The following is an 18,375-nucleotide window of genomic DNA, read 5'->3' on the forward strand; positions in this document are numbered from 1 at the left end:
AACCTGAGTCGCGCTTGACCCCGTACCCACTACAGGCCGTCAAATCGGCGTATAGCAAAGGTGAAACGTGCAAACCAACCACCCTCATGACACAGGTGCGCCACCACGCGCCGACGATCGCGATCCCACGTCCCCGCTGACTTTGCAAAGGTCGGCCTTCCGCATCGCCAACATGGACTGCCGCAACGAGGAAGCGGCGATCCGGTCCCGGTTGTCCCAAGTTTCCCAGGTCGGGTCGCTCTCGTTCGACCTGCCCGCTCGGCGACTCCTGGTCGAACACCAGTTGCCCGATCCCCAACCGCTGCTTCAAGCCTTGACCGAGATCGGCATGTCTGCGTCGTTGGAAGCTGACGGCCCAGGCGCGGACGGCGCCGCATGCGGATCCGCGTGTTCTTCGGCCTGTAGCGGCAGCAAGAGCGTGCCGTCGACCGACGTCTTCACCATCCCCGACATGGACTGCCGCAACGAAGAGGCGGCCATCCGTGCCCGTCTCGAGCCGCTGGACGGGGTGAACTCGCTGGCATTCGACCTGCGCGCGCACCGGCTGTCGGTCGTGCACACCTTGCCGTCAGTTGATCCGATCCTGCAGGAGTTGCAGGCGATCGGGATGCCGGCGCACCTTGGCGACGCGATGAAGGCGGCACCACCCGCGAGACCCGACGCGGACGCCAGCTGCGGCCCCTGCGGCAAGCCCGAGATATCGCTGGCGCAGGCGGAGAGCGGCAACACCACACAGTTCCTGATTACGAACATGGACTGCCCGACGGAGGAAGCGCTGATCCGCAAGCGCCTGGGCAAGGTCGACGCGATCGACCGACTCGACTTCGACCTGATGAACCGCCGCCTGGCCGTGCAGCACCGCCTGGGCGATCCGGCACCCGTGCTCGATGCGCTGCGCGAGATCGGCATGAAAGCTACCGTTGAGCGCGAGGCCGGGGCGAGCCCCCAGGGACAGGCGACCTACCTGATCGAGAAGATGGACTGCCCCACGGAGGAGGCGCTGCTGCGCAAGGCCCTCGAGGGCCTGCCCGGCGTCGCAGCGCTGCAGTTCGACCTGATGAGCCGCACGCTGACCGTCAGCCACTCGCTGCACGACGTGTCGCCGATCACCGCGGCGATCGAGCGCCTTGGCATGGCGCCGGTCCTGCGGGACAGCAGCCAGCCCGTGCCGGCGGTGACCCGCGAGTTCGGTAGCGGCATCTCGAAGAGCCAGTGGCTGCGCATGGCGGCCGCGGGCGTGCTGGCGATCGGAGCCGAAGTGATGGCGTTCTCCGGCATGGGCGAATCGTCGCTGCCGGTGGTGGGCGCCTCGCTCGCGGCCATCGCTCTGGGCGGGATCGAGACGCTAAAGAAGGGCTGGATCGCGCTGCGCACGCGGTCGCTCAACATGAACCTGCTGATGACGGTCGCCGTCATCGGCGCCGCGCTGATCGGCCAATGGCCGGAGGCCGCGGTGGTGATCTGGCTGTTCGGCATCGCCGAAATGATCGAGGCGCTGAGCCTGGACCGCGCCCGCAACGCGATCCGCAAGCTGATGGACCTGGCGCCGGAAACGGCACTCGTGAAACAGGCCGACGGACGCTGGGACGAGGTCAAGGCGGAGACAGTGCCGCTCGGCGCCCTGGTCCGCGTGCGGCCCGGCGAACGCATCGCGCTCGACGGCGTGGTCGTCTCCGGTGCCTCGGCGGTCAACCAGGCGCCCATCACCGGCGAAAGCATGCCGGTGGAGAAGAACCCGGGCGACACGGTCTTTGCCGGCACGATCAACGAGCGCGGCACGCTCGAGTTCGAAGTGCGCTCGCGCAAGGGCGAGACCACGCTTGACCGCATCGCCCGCTCGGTGCAGGACGCGCAGGGCCAGCGCGCGCCGACGCAGCGCTTCGTGGACCGCTTCGCCAGCGTCTACACACCCGTCGTCTTCGCGCTGGCGATCGGCATCGCCGTGATCCCGCCGCTGTTCTTCGGCGGCGCCTGGTTCGATTGGGTCTACAAGGCGCTGGTGATGCTGGTGATCGCGTGCCCCTGCGCGCTGGTGATCTCGACGCCGGTCACCGTGGTCAGCGGCCTGGCCGCAGCGGCACGGCGCGGCATCCTCGTCAAGGGTGGCCTGTACCTGGAACAGGGGCGCATGCTGCGCGCGGTGGCGCTGGACAAGACCGGCACATTGACACACGGCCGACCGGCACTGACCGAGACGGTGCCCGTGGCCTCGATGTCACGCGAAGAGGTTCTGCGGGTCGCAGCGAGCCTCGACGCATTGTCGGAGCACCCGGTTGCGACCGCCATCGTCAACGGCTACGGCGACCGGCCGCACGCCACCGTGCAGCGCTTCGAAGCCTTGGCCGGGCGTGGCGTCAAGGGCGACATCGACGGCCAGACCTACTACATCGGAAACCAGCGGCTGGCTACCGAACTGGGCGTTGCGAGCGAGCCGGTGCGCGCGCTGCTGGAGCAGTTCGAAGCGCAGGCCAAGACCGCCGTGGTCCTTGCCACGGGCCAGCAGGCGCTGGCCGTGCTGGCGGTGGCCGACACGGTGCGCGACAGCAGCAAGCTGGCGGTGGCCGAGCTGAAGCGTCTCGGCGTCGAGCCGGTGATGCTGACCGGCGACAACAGCAAGACGGCGCAGGCCGTGGCGGCGCAGGTCGGCATCACGGACGCGCGCGGTGACCTGCTGCCGCACGACAAGCTGGACGCCATCGAGAAGCTGGCGGCCCGGGGCGCCGTGGGCATGGTCGGCGACGGCGTCAACGACGCACCGGCGCTGGCGAAGTCGAACATCGGGTTCGCCATGGGCGCTGCCGGCACCGACACCGCGATCGAGACTGCCGACGTGGCGCTGATGCAGGACGACCTGCGCAAGCTGCCCGAGTTCATCACGCTGTCGCGCCGGGTCGGCGGCATCCTGAAGGCCAACATCGCGTTCGCCATCGGCACCAAGGCATTGTTCATGGTGCTCGCGTTCACGGGCCATGCGAGCCTGTGGCTGGCCATCCTCGCGGACATGGGCGCGAGTCTGGTCGTCGTCTTCAACGGGCTGCGCCTGCTGGGCCGTACGGCACCCACCGATGGCCGTCATGCCGACTGAGCGCGGCGTGCGCCTGGGCTTCGCGCTGGCGGGCCTGGTTCTGGCAGCCGACGTGGCGACGAAGGCCGCGATCGTCGCGTGGGTCGAGTACGGCACGGCTCACGAGTGGCTGCCGATTCTCAACATCGTGCACGTGCTCAACCGCGGCGCGGCGTTCAGCTTCCTGCACGATGCGGGCGGCTGGCAGCGCTACTTCTTCATCGCGATCGCCCTGGCTGCGTCGGTCTTCCTGGTCGTCATGATCCGGCGCCCCGGGATGTCGATGATGGAGCGGACGAGCTTCGGACTCATCCTTGGCGGCGCTTTGGCGAACATGGTCGACCGCCTCGTGCGCGGCGCCGTGGTGGATTGGATCGACGTGCACTGGGGTCCGCATCACTGGCCGGCGTTCAACATTGCGGACGTCGGCATCAGCATCGGCGCGGTGTTGATCGTGGTCCACGAGGTCTTCGGCAGGAAGCGGCTGCGCGAAGCGAATGGATGAACTCGACGCATCCAGCCGGCCGTTGTTGGTCATGGGCCGAGGTTGGGCCGTCTACGCCGGCCCGGTGGAGCCCGGCCGGCTGCACCGGCACCGGGCGACGCAGCTGGCATGGTGTTCGCACGGCACCTTGAGGCTGGAAGGCGCGTGGGGTGTGCTGGACGCCCCGGGGCACTTCCTGCCCGCCTCCGTACCGCATCGGCTCGTGGCCGCCCAGCCCTTGCGCATGGTGTTCCTCGATCCGACCGTGCTGGGGCACGAGCCTGCCCGGAGCCTCCCCGCAGGCGCGGCGTCGCTGACCGCCCTGCAGGTCGACGTCCTGGAAGACGCGCTTGACCGCTGGTTGGAAGGCGAGGACTTGGCCGGCGTGCACCAGCCGCCGGACTCTCGCACCGACGACGATCCGCGCTGGGCGACCATCCTCGCTTGGCTCGAGCAGGCGCTCGACACGTCAGTGCGCGTCGAGGACGCAGCCGAAGCGGTGGGCCTGTCGTCCTCGCGTTTCATGCACTGGTTCGCCGAAGCTTCCGGCCTCACGTTTCGCGCCTACATACGTTGGCTGCGCCTGCAACGTGCCGTGCGCACCCTCTCCGATGGGTCAACACTCACCGAAGCAGCGCACTTGGCCGGCTTCGCCGACAGCGCCCATCTGACACGCACCTTCGTCGCCACGTTTGGCGTGCGCCCGGCGCCATTGCGCGGGGCACGCATCGTTTGCGCGGACCACGTCACGCCGCCGCTCACGCCGCACGGGCTGGCACTTGTCGAAACCTCCTGAGCATCGCTCGAACTGAACATGGATGTGATGCTGTTGGCCAAGGCGATCGTGCTCGGCATCGTGGAAGGTCTGACCGAGTTCCTTCCAATCTCTTCGACCGGTCATCTGATCCTCGCGTCGTCGTTGCTGCGCTTTGATCACCATGCCGCGCAGGTGTTCGAGATCACGATTCAGGCCGGCGCCATGCTCGCGGTCGTCTGGCACTACCGGACGCCGTTGGCGGCCACAGTTCTCGGCCTCACCTCCGATCCGGCGCGTCAACGGTTCGCGCTGAACTTGTTGGTGGCCTTCGTGCCCGCGGCGATGCTCGGTCTGCTGTCCGGTTCGTTCATCAAGGCCCACCTGTTCAACCCCACCACAGTCGCCGTCGCGTTCCTGCTCGGAGGCGTGGTGATCCTGCTGGTCGAGCGTTCGCAGCGAAAGCGTTCTCCGGGCACCTGTCGCCGCCCGGATATCGGCACGGTGGACGATCTGACTCCGAAAGACGCGCTGCGCATCGGTCTAGTCCAATGTGCGGCACTGGTTCCGGGCACCAGCCGATCGGGAGCGACGATCATCGGTTCGATGATGCTCGGGCTGCCGAGGCACGTGGCCACCGAGTTCAGCTTCTACCTCGGCATCCCCACCCTGTTCGCGGCGGCTGCCTACTCGACATGGCAGCACCGCGGCGCGCTGAGGATCGAGGACGCGCCGCTGTTCGCCACGGGTACCGTGGTGGCCTTTGTCAGTGCGCTCACGTGCATCCGCTGGCTCATCCGTTATGTCTCGACGCACGACTTCAGCCCCTTCGGCTGGTACCGGATTGCCTTCGGTGCGCTGATCCTGCTGAGCTCGGGCACCGGCTGGATGTCCTGGCCTGCCTGATGTGGACGCTTGCCAGCACGAGTTCCAGACGGGCATGGTGTTGCTCGCAGCAGCGGGCCGTCGCGCAGCGCATGTTGTGCGTCCGGCACGCAGGGCAGAACGCTTTACCAACAAACTCTTTCGCCGCCAGGAGGCCGAATGTCAGTGACGCGTACGTTTGTAGTTGCACTTGGTTTCTGTGCGCTGATGGCTGCGTCCGGCGCCGGGGCGCAGGAAGTCGGAAGCAGCGCGCCCGCCTTCGAGCTGCCCACCGACGACAAGCCGGTCCGTCTGGCCGACCTGAAGGGTCAAGTCGTGTACGTCGACTTTTGGGCCTCATGGTGCGTACCGTGCAAGTTGTCGTTCCCGTTCATGAACGAAATGCATGCCAAGTACCGTTCGTCGGGCTTGACGATCGTCGCGATTTCGCTCGACCGCAAACGCGAGGATGCCGACAGGTTCCTGAGGTCGACGCCCGCCAAGTTCCTCATCGCATACGACCCGGAAAACAAGGTCGCGCAGTCGTACCAGCCGAAGGGCATGCCAACGTCCTACCTGATCGGGACCGACGGCAAGGTCCGCGCCGTTCACGTTGGCTTTCGCCAGGACGATCGTGAAAAGATCGAAAAGGAGATTCGGGCGGCCCTTGGTGTTGCTCGCAGATAGGCAGCGGCTAATGAACGCGCGTCGTGCGGTCCTCGCTGCGTCTTCGCCAGTGGGGCCGACCGGAGCTGCCGGCAGCCTGTCACTGCCTCCCGTCGACGTCGGACATGAACGCTCGGCGCGCGATCCACTTCACTGGTTGAGCTTGCTCAGCGTCGGCAGGATCGTCTCCGTCAGCGTCTGCGGCGTGATCGGTCCGATCTGCTTGTGGCGGATGACGCCTTGCTTGTCGATCAGATAGGTTTCAGGCACGCCGTAGACGCCGTAGTCGATGCCGACGCGGCCTTCGGCATCGACAGCGATCTTCGCGTAGGGGTCGCCGTGCTTGCGCAGCCAGCCCTTGGCATCCTCCGGCCGGTCCTTGTAGTTGAGCCCGATCACCGTGATGCCGGGCTGCCTGGCCAGCTGCGTCACATACGGGTGCTCCGCCAGGCAGGGCGTGCACCACGACGCGAAGACATTGAGCACCCAGACCCGACCCTTCATCTGCTCGGCCGTGAGCCTCGCCGCCGGGTCGTGCAACTGCGGCAGGTCGAACGCCGGTGCCGGCTTGTCGACGAGCGGCGAAGGCACCTCACGCGGATTGCGCTGCAGACCCACGGCGAGGAAGCCGGCCATCACCACGAAAGTGAACAGCGGAACGAGGTACCGCTTCATTGCGGCAGGCCCGAGAGGGCGGAGGTCAGCTCGGCGCTGGTCAGCAGCTCGGACAGCACCTGCGGAGGCTTGCCAGGCGAGTACAGCACGTACAACGGCACGCCGGTCCTGCCGAAGCTGGCCAGCGCCGCCGTGATGCTCGCGTCGCGCCGGGTCCAGTCGGCGCGCAACAGCGCGACGTTCCGCGCCTGAAACGACGCCAGTACGGCCGGGTCGGAAAGCGTCATCTTCTTGTTGTACTGGCAGGTGACGCACCACGCCGCCGTGAAGTCGACGAACACCGGCCTGCCCGTGGCCAGGATCGAGTCGACCTTGCCGGCGTTCCAGGCTTCCCAGCCAGCGACTTGAGCGTCTACCTGCGGAACGACCACGCCTGCCTGGATCTCGCGAAACGCCAGCGTCGCCGTCGATGCGAGGGCTGCCACGGCGAGCAGCCCGACGCTCGCGCGCGCGGTGCCGCGCAGACTTGCCGCCCACGCCAGTAGGCTCGTCGCGACCAGCAGCGCCAAGGTGGCGATCAGCGCATCGACGCCGGTCTGCTTGCCCAGCACCCAGAGCAGCCACACGACGGTGGCGAACATCGGGAATGCCAGCAGCCGCTGGAACGTGTCCATCCAGGCGCCTGGCCGGGGCAGCAGCCTTGCCGCCGCCGGCGTCCAACTGGCAACTAGATAGGGCATCGCCATCCCGAACCCCAGAGCGGCGAAAGTGGCGAGAGCTTGCGGGGTGGGCATGGCAACTGCGAAGCCCAGTGCCGCCCCCATGAACGGCGCCGTGCACGGCGACGCGACTGCCACGGCCAGGACGCCGGAGAGGAACGCGTTGACCGACCGGTGACGGGCCTGATACGCCAGCCATGACGCCGGCAGCAAGCGCCCGAAGGTGACCACGCCCGCCAGGTTCAAGCCGATGATCGTGAACAGCACTGCCAACGCGGCTACCGTAGGCGGGCTCTGGAGTTGGAAGCCCCAGCCGACCTGCTCTCCGGCCGCGCGCAGCGCGACGAGCAGACCACCGAGTGCGACGAAGGACAAGATGACGCCCGCCGCATAGGCCACGCCATCAAAGCGCCGTCCCGTTGCATCCTGGCCATGCCGGGCGAAGCCGAACACCTTGATCGCGAGCACGGGAAACACGCAAGGCATCAGGTTGAGGATGAGCCCACCCAGGAACGCTCCGAGGAGCGCCAGGCCGAAGGTCAGGCGCGGCCCCCCGGGCTGCGGCGCGACCTCGGCTTCGCCAAGCGCAGGTGCTGCGGTGCTGCCCGCGTTCGGCGTCACCGCGGGCCAGACACCGGAGACCCTGGCCTCCGTGCGCCAAGCGCCTTGAGGGCTGGTCAGCACGATCGGCAAGGTCTGCGGACTCTCCAGGCGTTGCGGCGACAACGGCACCCGCGCCGTCCAGTCGCCGCCGTCCCACTTCTGGGACCAGGGTGCCGAGGCATCGATGACGCCCGCTGTCTCCGGAAAGAAGTCGAGCTTCTGCCCGACGAGCGAAGCGGCCAGCCCGGTGACACGGACGACGAGCGAAGTGCTATCGATGTCGATGCGGCTGCTGCCCGTGTGCTCACGCGGTTGCGCGGCCCGGCTTGCCTCGAACGCGCCGGCGTTCGATGCATGGCTGCTGCGGGCGGCGATGCGCAAACTGAACTCACCCTCTTCGGGTATGCAAACATCGCTGCACACGAGCCATTGGGCCTTCAGCTTCACCTCGAGGTCGGAACGCGCGTAGTCGTCGAGCGAGAACTCGGGTGAGAAGCTCACCGGGGCCGGAAGCAGCACGCTGCCCGCGTAGCCGTAGTTGACGAGCGGGCCCAACAGGAACTTGCTCGGCACCGGCCAGCGAATCTCGCCGGCCGTCACGCCGCGGGGAAGGCTCCACTCCAGGCGCGTCGGCAGGCCGGCGTCGCCGGGGTTAAGCCAGTACGACTTCCACCCGCGTTGATGCGTCAGCCGCAGTCCCAGCCAGACCTGCTTGTCCGGTCCTAGCCCATCCGGAGCGTGCGCCAGCAGTTCCGCGCGCGTGCGCTCGGTGGTGACGACGCTCGAGGTATCCGCAGCACTTTTGAACAGCTGAGCTTGAGCGATGGTTGCGCAGAAACCGAGGGCGATCGCGGGGATCGCGTGAAGCAGAGATCGATGTGTCATGGAGAAATGGTCCTGCGGACAAGCTTGATCGCATCCTCGCTGTCCCACTCGGCCGCGCCGGCGAGACGCCCGAGTTCGCGACCTTGCCGATCGATCAACAGGGTCGTCGGCACGCCGGCCGTTCCGAGATTGAAGCCGGCGCTCGCGGTCGGATCCTGGAAAATGCGCAGGTGACGGATGCCGACCTGCGAATAGAACGCCTTGACCTGGGCAAGGCCCTTGGCGTCATTGTCGATGGACAACGCCACCACCTCGAAATCGGGCCCGCCGAGCCGGGCTTGCAAGCGATCGAGCGAGGGCATCTCTTCCCTGCAAGGCGCACACCAGGTCGCCCAGATGTTCAGCAGCAACACCTTGCCCCGGAGGTGGTCGAGTTGCATCGGAGCACCGTTGCTGTCGACGAACGAAACGGGGGGCGTCTGCTTCGGTTGAGCGTGCAAGACGAACCGCTTCTGGCCGATGGCGGCGCTGCCCGGTCCGTCTAGGAGTCCGCGGAGGACGGCGCCTGCGGCCAGCGCGGCGACCACAACCGCGAGCACGGCCCACCGTTGGCGTCTGGTTGTCACGGCCATGCGTCCATCACTTGCGCTCGAGGGCTCCATCGTCCTTCGGCGGCATTGGGATCTCGACGTTGTCAATGTTCACCGGGGCGGTCGGCGTCTTCAGCACGATAGAAGGGAAGGCGATCAGCAGCGCCACGAGGGCCAGCTGCAGGAGCAAGAAGGGAATCGCGCCCCGGTAGATCTGCGACGTCGGCACGGCCACCGGCGTCACGCTGCGCAGGTTGTAGAGCGCGATGCCGAACGGCGGGTGCATGAACGACGTCTGCAGGTTCACCGCGAGCAGCACTGCGAGCCAGGTCATGTCGATGCGCAGCTTGAGAGCGACGGGAGCGATAAGCGGCAGGACGATGAACGCGATCTCGAAGAAGTCGAGGAAGAACGCGATGAAGAAGATCGCGATGTTGATGAAGACGAGGAATCCGAGCTGTCCCGCCGGCAGGTGCTGGAACATCGACTCGATCCACACTTGGCCGTCGATGCCTCGGAAAACGAGCGTGAAGAACGACGCGCCGAACAGCAGGAACAGCAACCCCGAACACAGCACGCCGGCCGCCATCATGGCTTGTCGCAGCCGCGCCAGATCCAGCTTGCGACGCACGAGCCCCAACACGAAGGCACCGGTCACGCCCACGGCGCCGCCCTCGCTGGGCGTGGCCCAGCCGAAGTACACCGATGCGAGCACGAGAAGAATGAGACCGATCGGAAAGCCGGCAGCGACCAGTGCCGCCCTCCCGCGCTGACCGATGGGGCGCAGGAGTTCCCGGCTCGGCAGCGGGGGCACTCGCGACGGCCACCAGCGCGCGGCGAAGAAGATGTACAGCAGGTACATCAGCACCAGCAAGGCGCTTGGCAACATCGCACCACGAAAAATGTCCATCAGCGGCACTTCGAGCTGCTCGGCGAGCACGATCAGAACCAGGCTCGGCGGCAGGATCTGCGCGAGCGTCCCTGACGCAGCCACTACGCCGGTCGCCAGGCGCGCGTCGTAGCCTTGGCGCAGCATGGCGGGCAGCGCGATCAGCCCGAGGCCGATGACGGCCGCCGAGACGAACCCCGTGAGGGCCGACAGGCTGGCGCCGACCAGGACCACGGTGTATGCCATCCCGCCACGCACGGCGGCGAGCAGTTCGTCGAGCGCGCGCAGCATGTCGGCGGCAAGCCCCGTGCGCTCGAGCAACAACCCCATGAAGACGAACAAGGGGATCGCGAGCAGGTTGTCGTTGTGGAAGAAGCCTTCGATGCGCAGCGTGCCGGCCAGCAGGAAGGCCGGCTGGAAGTGACCCCCTGCGATACCCAGCACACCGAAGACCGCCGCCACCGCGGCAACCGAGAACGCAACCGGAAACCCCAGCAGCAGCGCGACGGCGAGCGCCGCGAACATCGCCGGTGCAAGCACCTCAGCCGACACGGCTTTCGTCCTCCGCGAGCAGACCCGCGCGCGTCGGTCGCGCGGCGAAACCCGACAACGCCGCGACACAGCGGATCGCTTCGGCCAGACCCTGCAGCGCCAGAAGCAGGAATCCCGCCGGGAAGAAGCCCTTGATCACCCAGGCAGGCAGATCGGACAGGTTGTCCCGGCTGGCGCGGGTTTCACTGGCAACGAGGGCATGGAGGGCCGGCGGCAGCGTTAGCCAGATGACCACGGCGCAGACCGGCAGCAGGACTCCCAGCAAGCCGATCAGGTCGACCCACAAGCGGCGGCGCTCGCCCAGCCAAGAAGACAGCACGTCCACTCGGACGTGCTGGTCGACCTGCAGCGTGTACGCAGCCATCAACATCACCGCCGCCGCGAAGAAGTGCCATTGCAGATCGAACAGCACGGGCCAGCCGATGGCGAAGAGCTTGCGCATGATGGCGTTGCCCGCGATGAGCAACGCGTTGATGAGCAGCCCCCAAGCCACCGCGGACGCGACCAGGCGCGTCGTGCGATCGATCCAACCGGCCGCAACCAGCCAGTGCCTCATGAGGCATCAAAGCCATCGTGTCCGGGACTAGGTCGGATCAATCTGCTCATCCCCGCATTGGAAACCCTGCAGTGGGTTTAGAGTCAACACCGAAACGGCTCACGAACAAGGCGCGCACGAGTTTGTGCTCTGCGGCCAGTGCTGGGCGGCGCCGAGGCCAGCTCCGAGTACAAAACGGCAGAGACCGCGGAGATGACCGCCTGCCTCGCACCTGCCTTGGCCTCAGCGCGGGCCCGATGACAGAATGGATGGCACCACCAATGATGGTGCCGGCGCCCAGACGGTCAGCCGGGACAGCGCGAGCGTCTTCTTCAGCGCCATCATGGCCTCCGGCTGCGTCTGCGCGACGTCGCGTCGCCTGCGCGGCGCGCAGCGGCCAGTCGTTGCTGAAGCGACTCGCTGTACGAGCGTTCCGGCGGGGGCTTCGGCAGCGGATGCTGCTTGCGCCACCAGCGGAACAGCCGGTATGCGACAACGCCGGCGAGCACGATCGCCACCCAGATGCAGAGCATCATCATGGTGAGCCACGGTTGTGGCGTGCCCAGCTTCATGGTGTGACCCCCTCGCGGGCGCGATATCCGATATCTCCTCGCAACCGCGCCTTACGCGCCCGCCAATCCCCTTCAGTATTGGAAACCCTGCAATGGGTTTAGAGTCAACACCGAAATGGCTGAGGAGCAAGCATGAAGATCGGCGAACTGGCTCAAGCGACGGCGACCGGCGTGGAGACCATCCGCTTCTACGAGCGGGAGGAACTGTTGCCGTCCCCGGCACGGTCCTCAGGAAACTACCGCGTCTACGCGCCCGAGCATCTCGAGCGTCTGGCATTCATCCGGCAATGCAGGTCCCTGGACATGACGCTGGACGAGATCCGCGTGCTGCTGCGCTTCAAAGACGCACCACAAGCGGACTGCGACGACGTCAATGGATTGCTTGAAGCGCACATCGCGCACGTCGCTTACCGCGTCCGGGAGCTGAAGGCACTGGAGCACGGCCTCAAGCAACTCCGCGGCCAGTGCGGCCTCTCCCGACAGGCGAAAGACTGCGGGATTCTCGAAGGCCTCGCGAAGACCGTCACGACCGCACTCCAACCCACGGAGCGCCAAGCATCGCATGGATCGTCCCGGCCGCCCAGCTCGGCCCGAGAGAAGCGGCCTCGTGGGCGACTCGTCACCTCACCTTGAATCGAAGTGCGTTGCCCCGCCAACTGCCACGGCCAGTCGTGCTGACTTGCGGCCGCGCGGACTCGAGTGCCGCTCCGTAGCCCAGTTCGTTCACCAGGCTTGCCATGCTCGGCTTGGCACGCGGAACCTGCTCACGCACCGCACTGGCTGATGCCGAGCATCGGGCCGACCTGTTCCTCGTCGGCGCCGCGTCGTAGATGCAAGCGACCACCGTGCGGCGGATCGGCGGATCGACGGCGGTGTCGCCCACTCGAGCTCGGCTTAGCGAAACAGCTTGCAGTAGGTCTCGAGGATTGCGTCGCAAAACGCCGGCGACAGTCGGCGCCGTACTGAGCTCACTCCCGCAGTCACACCGCACTTGGCCGGCGCTTGACTCTGTAGCAACTTCATGCCCAAGAATTCGAGGTGACCATCACCTCCAGCGTTCACCATGGACCGCCGCCAGTTCTCCAAAATCACTGCCGTTTCGCTTGCCGCCCCGCCTGCACTTGCTGCCGCGCGGGAGCGGCCGGTCGAACGCAAGCACTACGTTGCCGTGTTGCCGCGCCAACCCACTCTTGACCCTAAGCAGGTCGAGGTGCTCGAGTTCTTCGCCTACGGCTGCGAACACTGCCATGCATTCGAGCCGACGATCGACGCTTGGCAGAAGAAGTTGCCTGCCGACGTGCGGTTCCGACGCATCCCAGTGGCGTTCCGGGAAGGCCCCATGGTGATGCACCAGAAGCTGTTCTTCGCTATCGAAACGCTCGGCCTAGTGCAGCAACTGCACGGCAAGGTGTTCACCGCCATGCATCTCGAGCGCCGGCGCTTTCAGACGCCCGAAGATGTCGCCGACTTCGGAGCCAAGAATGGAGTCGACCCTGCAGTCTTGGTAGGCGCGCTGAACTCCTTCTCGGCTGCCACCAAGGCAAAGGAGGCCACCTTGCTGGCTACGGGGTACAAGTTCCAAGGAACGCCGTCGATCGGTGTCAATGGCCGATGGCTCACTTCCGGCTTGATGGCCGGTTCCAATGAAAAGTCGTTGGCCGTTGCCGAACACCTCATCGGTCTTGCGAAGCAGAGCGCTTAGAGCGCGTTGTCAGCGGCGACCTCGGTCAAGGGCAAGGCGCGACAGCCCCGAATGAGGAGCGCGCGCTGATCGGCTTGATCCGGAGCGGGAGCGGGAGCGGTCGAGAGCATCACAGGAACGCGTGAGACGAACTGGTTCCATCTATGTCATATCCCTTCTACGAGCGACCGCCGCCATCGTCGTCGGCATCTGGGCCGCCGTCGCTCAAGCCCACTTGCCGTGGAACGAGTCAGCTGGCCGCAGCGTCGTCACCACGGAACACACAACTTCGGATCCTCACTAGCGCCAGATTGACGGCCGCTATCTCAGCCCTCCCTAAGTAGCATCTTGTGGACCTTCGACGGGCTCGACAGGGGTCCCGTCGATGTCCGTCAGATCGCTCCGGTTGGCTTCGTCAGCTCGTCAGCAAGGCCTTCGTCGTGTACGTCGGCCGCAACCCGTCCAACCGCCGATAAGCGGAGGCGCGCGGCGCTCAGACCAGTTCCTGCACAAGGCTCGCCATGGTGGGTCGGGCGCGCGGAAACTGCTCGCGCACCGCGCTGCGTTCGCTGATGCCCAGCACCAAGCCGACCTGCTCCTCGTCGGCGCCGCGGTCGTACAGGCGCGCCACCACCGTGCGGCGGATCGACAGCGGTGTCGCCCACTCCAGCTCCGCGTAGCGGAACAGCTTGCGGTAGGTCTCGAGGATCGGGCGGCACAGGCAGCGCCGCCGACCCTCGGCGCCGTACTGCGTGATGCGGAAGCCCTCGCCCGTTGCACTCAGGAACAAGGGGCCGCCCGGATCGAGACCTCGGTAGGCGCCGCCGTCAGCGATGCCATGGCCCCGAGCCACTCGTTCCGCGAGGTAGGCGTCCAGTGCGTCGTCCAACTTCCGGCTGGCGAAGTAGAGCGGTCTTGACTTCCCGGAAATGCTGGCGCTCGCCGGCAGTTCCGACTCTCGGCGCACCTCACCACCGGCCTGCAGGTAGTCACGCACGCGCAGCCGCACGATCTCCAACGGGCGCGCGCCGGTGACGAACAGCGTATAGAACAAGGCCACGTCGCGCGCGGGCTGGGCGCTGCGGCCACGGATGCGCAACACCGCCCGGGCAATCTCGTCCGCGCTCACGACCCGATCCCCTTTCGGAGCGTGGCCGGCCGCCGGCTCGAAACGTTCCAGGGCGTGCAGGATGGCCTCGCGCCGCTCGCGCAGGCGCCGCACGAAAGCGGTGGCACCGTCGTTCATGCCTTCGATGCCCACCTCCCTGCACAGGCGAATTGCCACCGCCTTGACTCGCCGCTCCACGGCGGTGCGCGTGATGCCGAAGTCCGCGGCCACCGATTCGTAGGTGCGGCCGTCGATCACCGCACGCAGCATGGCCACCGCCGGTGTCGCGGCGGCCCCCGTGGAACCTGGTTCATCGTCTTCCATGGCATGCCCTCCGACTGCTGTCGAACATGTCCATCGTTCCCAAGAGATCCCTGCGCGGACAGCCAAAACCACGCGGCCCGGCCAGAGGTATCGGCACTGGCTCATTCAACGGCGACCGCTGTCCGTCAATCTCCAGGGCAAGCAATTAGCGGTTTAGTTACCGGGTGCAACCCGAGCGCGCACAACGCGCCGTTTCCTGCGCCAATATCACCGAGCCACTCCATGGGAACGTCGGTATCGAAATGCTAGGTTGAAGGCGCCACGGTTGATCGGCGTTTAGGGAGTTTCGTCGGCGCGCAGAAACGCTGAACAGGGGGCAAGAAGAATGCTCGATCGCGATCAACTGGAAACCTTCGCGACGGTGGCCGAAGCGCACAGCTTCGAACGCGCCGCGGCATTGCTCAACATCACGCGAGGCGCGGTGTCACAGCGCATCAAGGCCCTCGAGGAGTCGCTGACGACGGTGCTGCTGGTTCGCGAGAAGCCCGTCGTTCCGACTGCCGCGGGCGAGGTCCTGCTGCGCCACGTCAAGGCACTGCGCCTGCTCGAGGGCGCGACGTTGAACGAACTCAAGCCCCAGGCCGGCCCGCATCTGCCCGTGCCGCTGGCCATCGCGGTCAATGCCGACTCGCTCGCGACCTGGTTTCCGCGCGCCTTGTGGGAGTTGCTGCTGCGAAGGCAGGTGGCGCTGGAGATCGTCACCGACGACCAGGACCACACGTCGGGCCGCCTGGCACGCGGCGAGGTCATCGGCTGCGTCTCCACCGACGCCAAGCCCGCGGGCGGCTTTCTGGCCGAGTGCCTCGGCGCGATGGAGTACCGCTGCTACGCCACGCCGGCCTTTGCAGCCGAATACTTTCCGAACGGACTCAACGTGCAGGCCGTGCTCGCCGCGCCGGCGATCCTGTTCAACCGGAAGGATTCACTGCACGACGACTTCCTCAAGCGACGGTTCAGCTTCGCGGTGGAGCGCTACCCGCGCCACTACCTGCCCTCGCCGATGATCCTGATGGAGGGTGTTGCCGCCGGGATCGGCTATGGGCTGGTGCCGAGCCTGCAGGCTGCCGCGGCGGCCGGGCGCGGCGAACTCGTTGACCTCGCGCCCGATGAACCGGTGCTCGTCAACCTGCACTGGCATCACTGGGAACTGGAGCCGCCTCTCTCGCGCGAGATCACGAACCTCGTCGTCGGCCATGCACACGCCCAACTGCTGCCGCGCGCGGCGCAGGAGCCGCCTGAGGCGGCAGCGTCAGCGCCGAAGGCCGCCGACGCCGATTGACCTTGGCCCACCCAGCGCGCAGATCAAGCCCACGAGGCCCGACACACCGAGTCCTGCGACCAGCGACACGGTGTCGGCGTCGCCCTTGATCCAGCCCGTCCATCCTGCCAGGTAGACAGCCCCCGACGCTGCCAATCCAGATCCCATCACGAGGCCTGCCTGGCCCGCTGGAAGGGTCGCTCCGCGCAACAGCAGCACGAAGAGCCAACCGACGCTGGCGAGGTAGACCACGTTCACCGACACCATGGTCTCGACGATGCCTTGTCCGCGCGCGGCCAGCAGGCCACCGGCGGCGAGTGCGGCGAGCGACCAGCCCACGTGGTTCGTGTCGCGCGCGCCGGGCGCCGCGGCCGCCATCGCGCTGGCCATGGCACGCACGATCGCCGCGCCCGAACCCAGCGCTGCCGTCGACAGCGCGGCAAGCAGCAGCGCCTGCGATCCCGGCCACAGCCCATCCGCCGCGCGCCCCAGCGCAAACGGGATCACTTGTTTCGCGTCCGGCAGCCCGTCCAGTTCGCCCGAGCCGCGCAGCGCCAGCACCAGGGTCGGCGGCAGGAAGGCGACGGCGATCAGGACCACGCCCGCGAGTGCGCAGCCCGCGGCGGCAACCAGCGGACGGCGAGCGGCCAACACGAACTGGTGGTAGTCCGCGCCCAGGCACACGAGCAGCCCGACCGCCAGCACGATGGACACCAGCCGGGACGTGCTGAACCCGCCCAGATCGCGCACGAACAACGGCGGCGCCTGCGCGTACAGCGCCAGGCCGCCCGCATCGGCCAGCGCGTAGAGCAGCACCAGCGCGCTCGCCAGCAGGCAGGCGGCGAAGAGGCGCGACGCGACACGCAGGTCGAGCCTGGATGCCCCGAGGATCAGCGCCAGCACCAGCGCGTGGGACAAGTACCCAGGCAGACCGATCACCCGCGCGATGGCGACGCCGCCCGCGATCTGGGCCGCCAGCACGCCGCTCATCCAGACCAGGGACAGGAACGCGACGGCGCGCTGGATCGGCTGGCCGAAGGCTTGCCCGAACAGTTCCCAGACCGGTACGCCGAGCTTCCACAGCCTGCCCGCGAAGGTCGCAAGCGCCAGCATGCCCAGCGCGGTCGCGACACCGTACAGACCGCCCGCCATGCCGTGCGACAGCGCCATCTCGCCCGACCCGAACAGGAAGCCGATGCCATAGCTCGCCGACACCAGCAACGCCGCTACTTGCAGCGTGCCGAGCACCCGCGTCGTCATGATCTGGCCTCCCGCTCCCAGGCTCGGACGACTGCGGCGCGACCGGCGAAGTACGCGTTGCAGACCGTCCCATGCTCCAGGTACGCGGGCAGGCGCCGGAAGAGCGCATGCGCTCGCGGCAGGTGGTAGTAGGGAACAGCCGGCAGCAGGTGATGGGTCAGGTGATAGCCGTTGTTGCGCGGGTGGATCAGCCAACGCGCGGGGCCGCGCACGGCCATGTCGCGCGTGAAGCTCAGGATGCCGCCCGGCCGCAGGCCGAAGTGGTCGCACATCTCGCGCAGTGTCGTGATCAGGTGAAAGACCGTGGCCCGCGCCAGCAGCCACAGCCCGACGAACGTCAGCGTGAACTGCGCGCCCGTGAACTCGACCAGCAGTGTCAGCGCCCCGATCCACCAGGCCACGATTCCGACCCGAGCCGACAATGGCACGCCCACGGCCCCAAGGTGCCCGAGGAAGTTGCCCCACCAGGCTCGCAGCGAGAACACCTGGCGCAGATAGCTCGCCAGCCAACAACCTGGCAGTGTCTCCGGCGGATCCATCAGGTCGGGATCTCCGCCCGCCGCCCCCAGTCGCATGTGGTGCTTGAAGTGGTCCGCTCGATAGCTGTCGAGCGACGCGAACACCAAAGGCGCGACGAGCAGTCCCGCGACGGCATCGTTCACGCGCAGCGTTCGGCAGAGGTTGCGATGACCGGCATCGTGCAGGATGTTGCCCAGGGCGCGCTGCCGGTTCGCGACGACGAGCAGTGCCAGCGGCAGCGTCTCGAGCCCGATCCACGCCACCGCCGCCGTCGCGGCCAGGATGGCAGCCCAATCGAAGGCAATGTCGCCGAGTGGCCGCGCCCAGTTCAGCCGCAGCAGCTCGCGGTGCGCGTCGCCGTCGCGATGCAGCTGCGCGCGCAACGCCGACTGGTCCCCGAGGACTTCCGAATGCGTCAACATGTCCGGAAACTCCTTCCCCGGGCGGCAACGCATCGCGCGCCCCACCGGCTTCACGCCAGTGGAAACGCCTC

At 67.2% G+C, this 18,375-nt stretch carries 17 protein-coding genes and 1 pseudogene; 9 read left to right on the plus strand and 9 right to left on the minus strand.

The annotated features are described in order from the left end of the window. Positions 1–67: 67 nt before the first annotated feature. The 6 genes and pseudogenes from AB7E83_RS03860 to AB7E83_RS03885 form a co-directional block, all read left to right on the plus strand. Positions 68–280 (plus strand): annotated as a pseudogene (locus tag AB7E83_RS03860) (heavy-metal-associated domain-containing protein); the annotation flags it as partial. Positions 281–418: 138 nt separating this feature from the next. Then, positions 419–3,085, plus strand: a complete 2,667-nt coding sequence (locus AB7E83_RS03865) for a heavy metal translocating P-type ATPase (RefSeq protein ID WP_428566147.1) — start codon at positions 419–421, stop codon at positions 3,083–3,085. Next, the gene (gene lspA, locus AB7E83_RS03870; protein WP_428565572.1) at positions 3,075–3,569 is read left to right on the plus strand and encodes a signal peptidase II; all 495 of its coding nucleotides are present in this window, start codon (positions 3,075–3,077) and stop codon (positions 3,567–3,569) included. Before AB7E83_RS03865 ends, lspA begins: the two co-directional genes overlap by 11 nt. Then, a complete protein-coding gene (locus AB7E83_RS03875; protein WP_295637281.1) occupies positions 3,562–4,344 on the plus strand; it encodes a helix-turn-helix transcriptional regulator in 783 nt (260 codons plus the stop codon). Before lspA ends, AB7E83_RS03875 begins: the two co-directional genes overlap by 8 nt. An 18-nt stretch (positions 4,345–4,362) precedes the next feature. After that, positions 4,363–5,208 carry an undecaprenyl-diphosphate phosphatase gene (locus AB7E83_RS03880; RefSeq protein WP_295637285.1) on the plus strand — a complete coding sequence of 282 codons (846 nt, stop codon included), beginning with the start codon at positions 4,363–4,365 and terminating at the stop codon, positions 5,206–5,208. Between the two features lie 138 nt (positions 5,209–5,346). After that, positions 5,347–5,853 carry a TlpA family protein disulfide reductase gene (locus AB7E83_RS03885; protein ID WP_428565575.1) on the plus strand — a complete coding sequence of 169 codons (507 nt, stop codon included), beginning with the start codon at positions 5,347–5,349 and terminating at the stop codon, positions 5,851–5,853. A gap of 129 nt (positions 5,854–5,982) precedes the next feature. Here AB7E83_RS03885 and AB7E83_RS03890 read toward each other — a convergent pair whose 3' ends face one another. From AB7E83_RS03890 to AB7E83_RS03915, 6 genes are all read right to left on the minus strand, one after another. Continuing rightward, positions 5,983–6,507: a DsbE family thiol:disulfide interchange protein gene (locus AB7E83_RS03890; protein ID WP_295637290.1), complete on the minus strand. Its 525-nt coding sequence runs from the start codon at positions 6,505–6,507 to the stop codon at positions 5,983–5,985. Beyond that, positions 6,504–8,654 carry a protein-disulfide reductase DsbD family protein gene (locus AB7E83_RS03895; protein ID WP_428565577.1) on the minus strand — a complete coding sequence of 717 codons (2,151 nt, stop codon included), beginning with the start codon at positions 8,652–8,654 and terminating at the stop codon, positions 6,504–6,506. Before AB7E83_RS03895 ends, AB7E83_RS03890 begins: the two co-directional genes overlap by 4 nt. Beyond that, complete coding sequence (locus AB7E83_RS03900; RefSeq protein WP_295637296.1) at positions 8,651–9,226, minus strand: TlpA family protein disulfide reductase; 576 nt, start codon at positions 9,224–9,226, stop codon at positions 8,651–8,653. Before AB7E83_RS03900 ends, AB7E83_RS03895 begins: the two co-directional genes overlap by 4 nt. A gap of 7 nt (positions 9,227–9,233) precedes the next feature. Then, positions 9,234–10,598, minus strand: a complete 1,365-nt coding sequence (locus tag AB7E83_RS03905) for a TRAP transporter large permease (RefSeq protein WP_428565580.1) — start codon at positions 10,596–10,598, stop codon at positions 9,234–9,236. Positions 10,599–10,614: 16 nt separating this feature from the next. Next, positions 10,615–11,181, minus strand: coding sequence for a TRAP transporter small permease subunit (locus AB7E83_RS03910; RefSeq protein WP_295637304.1), 567 nt, complete (start codon positions 11,179–11,181; stop codon positions 10,615–10,617). Between the two features lie 320 nt (positions 11,182–11,501). Continuing rightward, positions 11,502–11,732, minus strand: coding sequence for a hypothetical protein (locus AB7E83_RS03915; protein ID WP_295637328.1), 231 nt, complete (start codon positions 11,730–11,732; stop codon positions 11,502–11,504). A 132-nt stretch (positions 11,733–11,864) separates the two neighbouring features. Between AB7E83_RS03915 and cadR the strand changes: the two genes are divergently transcribed. Further along, positions 11,865–12,365, plus strand: coding sequence for a Cd(II)/Pb(II)-responsive transcriptional regulator (gene cadR / locus AB7E83_RS03920; RefSeq protein ID WP_295637331.1), 501 nt, complete (start codon positions 11,865–11,867; stop codon positions 12,363–12,365). 430 nt (positions 12,366–12,795) lie between these two features. Beyond that, positions 12,796–13,434 carry a thiol:disulfide interchange protein DsbA/DsbL gene (locus AB7E83_RS03925; protein WP_295637335.1) on the plus strand — a complete coding sequence of 213 codons (639 nt, stop codon included), beginning with the start codon at positions 12,796–12,798 and terminating at the stop codon, positions 13,432–13,434. 472 nt (positions 13,435–13,906) lie between these two features. On the opposite strand, the gene AB7E83_RS03930 is transcribed toward AB7E83_RS03925, so the two are convergent. Next, positions 13,907–14,845, minus strand: a complete 939-nt coding sequence (locus AB7E83_RS03930) for a site-specific integrase (RefSeq protein WP_428565583.1) — start codon at positions 14,843–14,845, stop codon at positions 13,907–13,909. A 325-nt stretch (positions 14,846–15,170) separates the two neighbouring features. Here AB7E83_RS03930 and AB7E83_RS03935 point away from each other — a divergent pair, with 325 nt between their 5' ends. Beyond that, positions 15,171–16,124 carry an HTH-type transcriptional regulator ArgP gene (locus AB7E83_RS03935; RefSeq protein ID WP_428565584.1) on the plus strand — a complete coding sequence of 318 codons (954 nt, stop codon included), beginning with the start codon at positions 15,171–15,173 and terminating at the stop codon, positions 16,122–16,124. Here AB7E83_RS03935 and AB7E83_RS03940 read toward each other — a convergent pair. Both AB7E83_RS03940 and AB7E83_RS03945 read right to left on the minus strand, forming a co-directional pair. Continuing rightward, complete coding sequence (locus AB7E83_RS03940) at positions 16,095–17,363, minus strand: hypothetical protein (protein ID WP_428565585.1); 1,269 nt, start codon at positions 17,361–17,363, stop codon at positions 16,095–16,097. The two genes, AB7E83_RS03935 and AB7E83_RS03940, sit on opposite strands and share 30 nt — an antisense overlap. After that, positions 17,360–18,304, minus strand: coding sequence for a fatty acid desaturase (locus tag AB7E83_RS03945; RefSeq protein WP_428565587.1), 945 nt, complete (start codon positions 18,302–18,304; stop codon positions 17,360–17,362). Before AB7E83_RS03945 ends, AB7E83_RS03940 begins: the two co-directional genes overlap by 4 nt. Between the last annotated feature and the right edge of the window lie 71 nt (positions 18,305–18,375).

The sequence above is a fragment of the Ramlibacter sp. genome (genome assembly GCF_050250995.1).
In the GTDB taxonomy this organism is placed as follows: Bacteria; Pseudomonadota; Gammaproteobacteria; order Burkholderiales; family Burkholderiaceae_C; genus Ramlibacter.